9 protein-coding genes are annotated in these 9,276 nt (G+C 69.4%); 5 read left to right on the top strand and 4 right to left on the bottom strand.

All coding sequences use genetic code 11. The annotated features are described in order from the left end of the window. The 3 genes from Asi02nite_RS40130 to Asi02nite_RS40120 all read left to right on the top strand — a co-directional run. On the top strand, positions 1-1,067 hold a 1,067-nt coding region (locus Asi02nite_RS40130; protein WP_239127689.1), incomplete at its 5' end, for an ABC transporter permease. Next, the gene (locus Asi02nite_RS40125) at positions 1,067-2,107 is read left to right on the top strand and encodes an ABC transporter ATP-binding protein (RefSeq protein ID WP_203719289.1); all 1,041 of its coding nucleotides are present in this window, start codon (positions 1,067-1,069) and stop codon (positions 2,105-2,107) included. The genes Asi02nite_RS40130 and Asi02nite_RS40125, both read left to right, overlap by 1 nt. Then, complete coding sequence (locus Asi02nite_RS40120; RefSeq protein ID WP_203719288.1) at positions 2,104-3,174, top strand: ABC transporter ATP-binding protein; 1,071 nt, start codon at positions 2,104-2,106, stop codon at positions 3,172-3,174. Before Asi02nite_RS40125 ends, Asi02nite_RS40120 begins: the two co-directional genes overlap by 4 nt. Before the next feature lie 129 nt (positions 3,175-3,303). Here the strand turns inward: Asi02nite_RS40120 and Asi02nite_RS40115 are convergent, their stop codons facing one another. Together Asi02nite_RS40115 and Asi02nite_RS40110 are read right to left on the bottom strand one after the other, a co-directional pair. Continuing rightward, positions 3,304-3,666 carry a hypothetical protein gene (locus Asi02nite_RS40115; RefSeq protein WP_373312443.1) on the bottom strand — a complete coding sequence of 121 codons (363 nt, stop codon included), beginning with the start codon at positions 3,664-3,666 and terminating at the stop codon, positions 3,304-3,306. Then, a complete protein-coding gene (locus Asi02nite_RS40110; RefSeq protein WP_203719286.1) occupies positions 3,558-4,208 on the bottom strand; it encodes an HNH endonuclease family protein in 651 nt (216 codons plus the stop codon). The genes Asi02nite_RS40115 and Asi02nite_RS40110 overlap by 109 nt, the downstream gene beginning before the upstream one ends. Before the next feature lie 96 nt (positions 4,209-4,304). Here Asi02nite_RS40110 and Asi02nite_RS40105 point away from each other — a divergent pair, with 96 nt between their 5' ends. Beyond that, a complete protein-coding gene (locus tag Asi02nite_RS40105) occupies positions 4,305-5,789 on the top strand; it encodes an MFS transporter (RefSeq protein WP_203719285.1) in 1,485 nt (494 codons plus the stop codon). A gap of 91 nt (positions 5,790-5,880) precedes the next feature. Here Asi02nite_RS40105 and leuA read toward each other — a convergent pair whose 3' ends face one another. Both leuA and Asi02nite_RS40095 read right to left on the bottom strand, forming a co-directional pair. Beyond that, a complete protein-coding gene (gene leuA / locus Asi02nite_RS40100) occupies positions 5,881-7,617 on the bottom strand; it encodes a 2-isopropylmalate synthase (RefSeq protein ID WP_203719284.1) in 1,737 nt (578 codons plus the stop codon). 236 nt (positions 7,618-7,853) lie between these two features. Beyond that, complete coding sequence (locus Asi02nite_RS40095) at positions 7,854-8,651, bottom strand: hypothetical protein (protein WP_239127687.1); 798 nt, start codon at positions 8,649-8,651, stop codon at positions 7,854-7,856. A gap of 224 nt (positions 8,652-8,875) precedes the next feature. Here Asi02nite_RS40095 and Asi02nite_RS40090 point away from each other — a divergent pair. After that, the coding region (locus tag Asi02nite_RS40090) for an amino acid kinase family protein (RefSeq protein WP_444541787.1) at positions 8,876-9,276 on the top strand (401 nt) is incomplete at its 3' end.

Genomic DNA, 9,276 nt, shown 5'->3' with positions numbered 1-9,276 from the left:
CGGCGGCCGGCCCGTCCCGGAATGGGGCGGGCCGGCCGCCGGAGCCGAACTCCGTGGTCGCGTACATCATTCGGCGCCTGTTCGGGGCCGTGCTGACTCTGATCATCGTCAGCATGATCACCTTCGGCATCTTCTACCTGGTGCCGCGCTGGGCCGGCGGCACCGCCGAGGACCTGGCCTCCCGCTACGTCGGCCGTACGGCCAACCCGGAGCAGGTGCGCGAGGCGGCCCACGGGCTCGGCCTCGACAAGCCGTTCTTCTCCCAGTACTGGGACTGGTTGCAGGCCATCTTCGTCGGCCGCGACTTCTCGTTCGGCTCGACGCAGGCGCACTGCCCCGCGCCGTGCCTGGGTTACTCCTTCATCGGCCGTAACCCGGTGTTGCCGGACATCCTCGACCGCTTGCCGGTCACCGCGTCCCTCGCTTTCGGCGCGGCGATCATCTGGGTGATCTTCGGTGTGGCCACCGGTGTGCTGTCCGCCCTCAAGCGGGGCAGCATCTTCGACCGCCTCGCCATGGGCGTCGCACTCGGCGGCGTGTCGCTGCCGATCTTCTGGACGGGCCTCGTCTCGCTGGTCATCTTCAGCTACACGCTGCACTGGACCAAGCCCGGTGGCGCGTATACCCCGATCGAACAGAATCCGGGTGAGTGGGCGTACAGCCTGCTGTTGCCTTGGATCACGCTCGCCCTGCTGTTCTCCGCGGCGTACGCCCGGCTGACCCGTGCCGGCATGCTCGAAACGATGGGTGAGGACTACATCCGCACGGCGCGGGCCAAGGGCCTGCGGGAGCGGACGGTCGTCACCAAGCACGGCCTGCGCGCGGCGCTCACGCCGATCGCGACCATCTTCGGCCTCGACCTCGGCCTGCTGATGGGCGGCGCGGTGCTCACCGAGAGCACCTTCTCGCTGCCAGGCATCGGCAAGTACGCGATCGACGCCATCAACGCCAACGACATGCCCAAGGTGATGGGTTTCGTCATCTTCGCCGCGGGCTTCGTCGTCATCGCAAACCTGATCGTGGACGTGGTGTACGCGGTCATCGACCCGAGGGTGAGGCTGGCCTGATGCCTGCTCCAGATGCCTTCCTCGATGTGCGGGACCTGCGCATCCACTTCCCGACCGACGACGGCCTGGTCAAGTCCGTCGACGGCCTGAACTTCTCGCTGCAGCGGGGCAAGACGCTCGGCATCGTCGGCGAGTCGGGCTCCGGCAAGTCGGTGACCAGCCTCGGCATCCTCGGCCTGCATAACAAGCGCAACGCCCGGGTGTCCGGCGAGATCTCGCTCGACGGCGTCGACATCGTCAACGCCGACCCGGAGGTCGTGCGCAAGATGCGCGGCCGCCGGATGGCGATGATCTTCCAGGACCCGCTGTCCGCGATGCACCCTTATTACACAGTGGGCCACCAGATCATCGAGGCCTACCGGGTGCACAACAACGTGTCGAAGGCCGTCGCCAAGAAGCACGCCATCGACATGCTGGGCCGGGTCGGCATCCCGCAGCCGAACCGCCGGGTCGACGACTACCCGCACCAGTTCTCGGGCGGTATGCGGCAGCGCGCGATGATCGCGATGGCGCTGTCCTGCGACCCGGAGCTCCTGATCGCCGACGAGCCGACCACCGCGCTCGACGTGACGGTGCAGGCGCAGATCCTCGACCTGATGCGCGACCTCCAGCAGGAGTTCAACTCCGCGCTGATCATCATCACCCACGACCTGGGTGTGGTCGCCGAGCTCGCCGACGACGTGTTGGTCATGTACGGCGGCAAGTGCATCGAGTACGGCTCGGCCACCACGATCTTCGAGGAGCCGGAGCACCCGTACACCTGGGGTCTGCTCGGTTCGATGCCGCGGCTCGACCGCGGTGTGAGCAACCGGCTCCTGCCCATCAAGGGCAACCCGCCCTCGCTGATCAACGTGCCGTCGGGCTGCGCGTTCCACCCGCGTTGCGCCTACGAGCCGCAGACCGGCGGGCTGGGTTCGACCAAGGTTCCGGAGCTGGTCGAGTCGGGCCGGGGCCACCTCGTGCGCTGCCACCTTCCCTCGGCAGAGCGCAAGCGGATCTGGCAGGAGCAGATCCGTCCGACGTTGGAGGCAACATCATGACGGAGAGCATCGCCCGGGAAGGCGTCGCCACGCAGACCCCGAAGCAAGAGGCGCTGCTCTCGGCCCAAGGGCTGCAGAAGCACTTCCCGATCACCAAGGGTCTGCTGAAGAAGCAGGTCGCCGCGGTCAAGGCCGTCGACGGCATCGACTTCGACGTCTACAAGGGCGAGACCCTCGGCCTGGTCGGCGAGTCGGGCTGCGGCAAGAGCACCACGGGCCGACTGCTCACCCGCCTGGCGGAGCCGACCGCCGGCAAGATCGTCTTCGAGGGCACCGACATCTCGCACCTGAAGACGGGCGCGATGCGGCCGTTCCGGCGCGACATGCAGATGATCTTCCAGGACCCGTACTCCTCGCTGAACCCGCGGCACACCGTCGGCACGATCGTCGGCGCGCCGTTCCGGATCCAGGGCGTGCAGACCGAGCACGGCATCAAGCGCTCGGTCCAGGACCTGCTCAAGCTGGTGGGCCTCAACCCGGAGCACTACAACCGCTACCCGCACGAGTTCTCCGGCGGCCAGCGTCAGCGCATCGGCATCGCCCGCACGCTCGCGCTCAAGCCGAAGCTGATCATCGCGGACGAGCCGGTCTCGGCGCTGGACGTGTCGATCCAGGCGCAGGTCGTCAACCTGTTGGAAGACCTGCAGGACGAGCTCGGCCTGACCTACGTGGTGATCGCGCACGACCTGTCCGTGGTGCGGCACATCTCGGACCGGGTCGCCGTCATGTACCTGGGCAAGATCGTCGAGATCGCCGACCGCGAGTCGCTCTACACGAACCCGCGGCACCCGTACACGGTGGCGTTGATGTCGGCGGTGCCGGTGCCGAACCCGCGCCGGCGCGAGTCCAACCAGCGCCAGCGGGTGCTGCTGACCGGCGACGTGCCGAGCCCGATCGACCCGCCGTCGGGTTGCCGGTTCCGCACGCGGTGCTGGAAGGCGCAGGACATCTGCGCGACCACCGAACCGCCGCTCGTCGTCCGCGAAGGCGACGCCCCCGGCCACCAGACCGCGTGCCACTTCCCCGTGGCCGACGGCGAAGAGGTCGCAGGGCGCAGCGCAGCGTAAGCAACGGTCCGTTGTTAACTCTTTCCGTAGAGGAACGGCCCGTTATTAACAGCCGTCGGTCCAGCGATGGAGCCGCAGCGTTAATAACGGGCCGTTCCTATGCAGAAACCGTTAATAACGGACCGTTCCTTAGCCCGCAGGGCGGTTGAGGAGGGCTAGCGCGATCGTGTGGACCGCGGCGAGGTCGGCTGGGTCCTCCAAGGTGGCTTTGCCGCCCGTGACCGCGTACCACTCGGCCGCGTCCTTGTACTGGACCCTCAGCACCACGTCGCTGCCCGAAAGCTCCGTGCGCAGCGTCAGGTCCCCGGTGATCACGCCGACCTCGTCGGTCATCACGCCGCCGGGGCCGGCGGTCAGGTCGGACTGCTTGGAGTTGCTGTCGGTCATGGGCAGGTCTCCAACAGGTCGGCGAGCGCGTCCTTCTCGGCGGTGGTCACCGTCAGCTTCCAGTGGTGCTTGACCGTGATCCAGTCTTGCGCGTACTCGCACCAGAAGTCGCGGTTCGCGGGCTTCCACTGCGACGGGTCCTGGTCACCCTTTGCCCGGTTGCTGCTCGCCGAAACCGCGAGCAACTGCGGCCGGTCGAGGTCGTTGGCGAAGTCACCCCGCTGCTCGTCGGTCCACTCGTCGGCGCCCGACCGCCACGCGTTGGCCAGCGGCACCATGTGGTCGATGTCGACGTCGAGCGGATCGGTGAACGTGCGGTTGTCGTAGACGCTGTCCCACCGGCCACCGACCACGTTGCAGCCGCTCACCTCGACCCCCGTGCCGTCGCGGCCCAGCACCGTGTCGCGGACGTCACAGTTCTTCCCGGCCTTGCGCCAGTGCGGGAACCGGTCGCGGCTGTAGCCGCTCATCGAGCCGGACCGGGCGACGGTCAACTGGTCGAGCAGCCGGGTCGTTTCGGTCGCGGTCGGCCCCGTCGAGGTGTTTCGCGGTCCGGCGGAACCGGGTTCAACCGGGACACAACCCGCGGCACCGGTGACCACGAGGACGGCGGCGAGGACATTGACGAAGACCCGAGGCGTACGCACGTCCTCAGCGTGCGCCCCGCGCGCCACCCAGGCCAGAACCGCGATGCTTTCGGCGATTCGGTGGTAGTCCGTGATCGCGCGGGGCAGATTGGGCACATGACCGTGCCCTCACCCCTGCGGCTGAAGTCGTCCGCCGGACGCGGGGTCCTGTTCGCCACCATCCTCGCCTCGGGGATGGCGTTCCTCGACGGGACGATCGTCAACGTCGCCCTGCCGCACATCGGCGCCGACCTCGACTCGAGCGTCGCGGGTCTGCAGTGGACGATCAACGGCTACCTGCTCACCCTGGCCGCGTTCGTGCTCCTCGGCGGCTCGCTCGGCGACCGGCTCGGGCGCCGCAAGATCTTCATCATCGGCATCGTCTGGTTCACCATCGCTTCGCTGCTGTGCGCGATCGCGCCGTCCATCGGCACGCTGATCGGCGCCCGCTTCCTGCAGGGCGCGGGGGCGGCGCTGCTCACCCCGGGCTCGCTGGCGATCATCCAGGCCTCGTTCCAGGAGGATGACCGCGGCAAGACGATCGGCCTGTGGTCGGGCTTCTCCGGCATCTCGACGGCGCTGGGTCCGTTCGTGGGCGGCTACCTGATCGACGCGCTCTCCTGGCGTTGGGCGTTCCTGATCAACCTGCCCCTGGGCGCCGTCGCCGTCCTCGCCGCGCTGCGCTGGGTGCCGGAGAGCCGCGCCCCGCGCGAGGAGAACACCAGGTTCGACGTCACCGGCGCGGTGCTCGCCGCACTCGCCCTGGCCGGCGTCACGTTCGCGCTGATCGAGGCGCCCGACGACGGGTGGGGCTCGGCGCTGGTGATCGGCGCGCTCGGCATCGGCGTGGCCTGCGCGGTCGCCTTCGTGGTCGTCGAACGCCGCAAGGGCGACGCGGCCATGACACCGCCCGCGCTGTTCCGCAGCCGCGTGTTCTCGATCCTCAACCTCTACACCGTCGTCGTGTACGCGGCCCTCAGCGGCCAGAGCTTCTTCCTCGCGGTGACGCTGCAGAACGTGGCGGGCTACGACGCCTTCCAGGCCGGGCTCGCCACCCTCCCCGCGACCGTGCTGATGCTGCTGCTCTCGGCCCGCTCGGGCGACCTCGCCACCCGGATCGGCCCGCGCTGGCAGCTCACGCTCGGCCCGATCGTCGCCGCGGTCGGCGTGATCCTGCTGCGCCGGGTCGGCCCGGACACGAGCTATCTGACCGACGTGCTCCCCGGTGTGCTGCTCTTCGGTCTCGGTCTGGTCATCCTGGTGGCCCCCCTGACGACGGCGGTCCTCGGCGCGGTCTCCCAGCAACACTCGGGCATCGCGAGCGGAGTCAACAACGCCGCGGCGCGGGCCGGCGCACTGATCGCGATCGCCGCGCTGCCGCTGCTGGTCGGGCTGAGCGGCGAGTCGTACGAGGTCCCGGCGGAGCTGACAAGTTCGTTCCGCTCGGCCATGCTCTGGTGCGCGGGCCTGATGGTCGCGGGCGCGGGCATGGCCCTCGTCTTCTGCGGCCGCCTACCGAAGGTGCACTGGCACCGCGCCGTCACGACGATGACCACGCCGACCCACTCGGCCCACCCGGTCCACGAGACGACGGAAGCCTGAGCGGTGCGGTCAAGGGCTGAGCACAGGCCGGAGCCCGGCACCCCACCGATTGTGCGGGGGTGCCGGGCTCCGGTCTTTCCGGGATCGCCGGTTACTTGCGGGCGCGGTTGACCGCGCTGGTGATGGCTCGCATCGAGGCGTTGACGATGTTCGGGTCGAGGCCGACGCCCCAGACCGTGGTGTCGTCCACGTCGCACTCGATGTAGGCGGCCGCTCGGGCGTCGCCGCCCGAGGACATGGCGTGCTCGGCGTAGTCGAGCAGGCGGACCCGGATGCCCAGGGACTGGATCGCGTTGACATATGCGTCGATCGGGCCGTTGCCGACCGCGGTCAGCACCCGCTCCTCGCCGGCGAACTCGACCGTCGCGAGCACCTCGACCTTGTCGTCGACCGTCGCCGTCGCGTACCCGATCAGCGTGATGTCGTTGGTCCGCGGCGTCAGGTATTCCGCCGCGAAGATCTCCCACATCCGCTCGGGCTCGACCTCGCCGCCCTCGCTGTCGGTGTGCGACTGCACCACGCCGGAGAACTCGATCTGCAGCCGGCGCGGCAGGTCGAGGTTGTGCTCCTCCTTCATGATGTAGGCGACGCCGCCCTTGCCGGACTGCGAGTTGACCCGGATGACCGCCTCGTAGGTGCGGCCCACGTCGCGCGGGTCGATCGGCAGGTAGGGGACGCCCCAGGCGAAGTCGTCGATCGGCACGCCCGCGTTCTTGGCGTCCACCGCCAGGGCGTCCAGGCCCTTCTTGATCGCGTCCTGGTGCGAGCCCGAGAACGCGGTGTAGACCAGATCGCCGGCGTACGGGTGGCGCTCGTGCACCGGAAGCTGGTTGCAGTATTCGACGGTGCGCTTGATCTCGTCGATCCGGCCGAAGTCGATCTGCGGGTCGACGCCCTGCGAGAACAGGTTCAGACCCAGCGTGACCAGGTCGACGTTGCCGGTGCGCTCGCCGTTGCCGAACAGGCAGCCCTCGACCCGGTCGGCGCCGGCCAGCACGCCCAGCTCGGCGGCGGCGACGGCGGTGCCGCGGTCGTTGTGCGGGTGCAGGCTCAGCACGACGCTGTCCCGGCGGGGCAGGTTCCGGTGCATCCACTCGATCGAGTCGGCGTACACGTTGGGTGTGGCCATCTCGACGGTCGCCGGCAGGTTGATGATCAGCGGGCGGTCCGGCGTCGGGTCGATGACGTCGATGACCGCCGAGCAGACCTCGAGCGCGTACGACAGCTCGGTGCCCGTGTAGGACTCCGGCGAGTACTCGTAGAAGATCTCGGTGTCCGGGGTGTGGATTTCCGCGTACTTCTGGCAGAGCCGCGCACCGCTCGTGGCGATGTCGGTGATGCCGTCCTTGTCGAGGCCGAACACCACCCGGCGCTGCAGCGTCGAGGTCGAGTTGTAGAAGTGCACGATCGCGCGCTTGGCACCGCGCAGCGACTCGAAGGTGCGGTCGATCAGGTGCTCGCGACACTGGGTCAGCACCTGGATCGTGACGTCGTCCGGGATCATGTCGTCTTCGATGAGCTGCCGGACGAAGTCGAAGTCGGTCTGGCTGGCCGACGGGAAGCCGACCTCGATCTCCTTGTAGCCCATCTCCACCAGCAGGTGGAACATCCGGCGCTTGCGCTCCGGCGACATCGGGTCGATCAGGGCCTGGTTGCCGTCCCGCAGGTCGACGGCGCACCAGCGGGGCGCGGTCTCGACGCGACGGGTGGGCCAGGTGCGGTCGGAGAGATCGACACCGAACTGCTCGTGGTACGACGCGTAGCGCTGGAACGGCATCTGGCTGGCACGTTGGCGGGCGATGGGATTTTCGGACGGTACGTCAGACATCGCGAAGAAGCTCCTGTGGCGAGAGTCGTCATGGGCGCCGCCGGGCGGCTGGTCAACTGTTCGAATGCGGTGCAGCAACAGGACGGCGCGACTCAGCTCCGCGACGGGGTGCCGGCCTAGAGGGCCCCGTCGCGGCAAGGAAGCAGGAGCTGCCGGTGCCACATGACAACGATCACCCTACGTGACCTCGTCCCATCCTTGCCAAGGACAGTCCGGACTCTGAGACACAGGTCTCGTTATGTCGTCGGCTGCGCACTGCCGGTGACGGTCGGCATCGGGGTCGGCGGGGCCGCCATGCCGAGCGGCCGGCCGTCGGTGACCGGGCCCGGCATGGCCACCGTGGCGGGCGCCGGGCCGGGCGGGCCGGCCAGGACGAGTTGGCCATATTCGAGGCGGGCCCCGGTCAGCGTGCCGTCGGCGTCGTAGCAGTAGATCCCGACGTCCAGGGCCGCGTTGACCGAGGCGGTGGTGGTCTCGACGGCGTAGCAACTGCCGCCGGCGCCGGCCAGCGGAGCCGCGGCCGAGACCGCCAGCGGGGCGCGCGGGTCGGTCAGCACGTGGCGGACGGTGACCAGGGCGCGCTGCACCTTCGGGTCGATCGCGTCGGGCACGTCGGCGTCGGGGCCGCCGATCTTCACGCAGTTGGGCGTGACCGCCTGCTCGGCGGAGGGCAGCGCGCACTGGAAGAGGCCGATCTCGTTGTGCACGATCGAGATGTCGACGGTGGCGCCGAGGGCCAGATCGGGGACGTCGACCCGCCAACTGCCGTCCTTGGCGACCGTGGCGGAGACGCTGCGCTCGCGGCCGTCGGCCGTGAAGGTGTAGATCGCGGTCAGCGTGCGGTCCTGGGCGGCGGCGGCGAGCGCGGCGAGTTGGTCGCGGGCGTCGGCCTCGGCCGGCGGAGGCGTGGTCGGCGTCGGCTCGGTGGGCGGTGGTGGCGGATCGCCGCCACAGCCCGTGAGGAGCAGCACGCCGGCCAGCGCGCCGGCGAACCACCGGCGCGGGCTCACCCCGTACGCCCACACGGGGTTCATTGTGGGGCTCTTGCCATGTAGACCGGTCCATGCGTACCGGCGTGTCTCGCGTCGGGTCGAACTTCCGGTCGAACTTCTTTATGTGAACGGTGCGTGACGGTCCGTCAGATGGTGGGATCGCGACTCCCCTCACACCGTGGCCGCCGGTACCCTGACGGGGGAAAATCGCGCGCCGCCGGCGGCAACCCGGCGGCGCTGGCACGTCTGAGAGGGAGCGACCCGCGGTGGCGCTTGTTGTGCAGAAATACGGCGGCTCGTCGGTCGCCGACGCCGAGCGGATCAAGCGGGTGGCCGAGCGCATCGTCGACGCGCGCAAGGCGGGCAACGACGTCGTGGTCGTGGTGTCCGCGATGGGCGACACCACCGACGAGCTGCTCGACCTCGCCCACCAGGTCAGCCCGCTGCCGGCCGGCCGCGAGCTCGACATGCTGCTGACCGCCGGCGAGCGCATCTCGATGGCGCTGCTCGCGATGGCGATCCAGAACCTGGGCTACGAGGCGCGGTCCTACACGGGCTCGCAGGCGGGCGTGCTGACCACGTCGGTGCACGGGCGCGCGCGGATCATCGACGTGACGCCGGGTCGCCTGCGCGGCGCGCTCGACGAGGGCGCGATCGCGATCGTGGC

Origin of the sequence: Asanoa siamensis, from assembly GCF_016862555.1 — a bacterium.
GTDB lineage: Bacteria > Actinomycetota > Actinomycetes > Mycobacteriales > Micromonosporaceae > Asanoa > Asanoa siamensis.
This window is presented reverse-complemented; position numbering and strand designations above follow the sequence as displayed.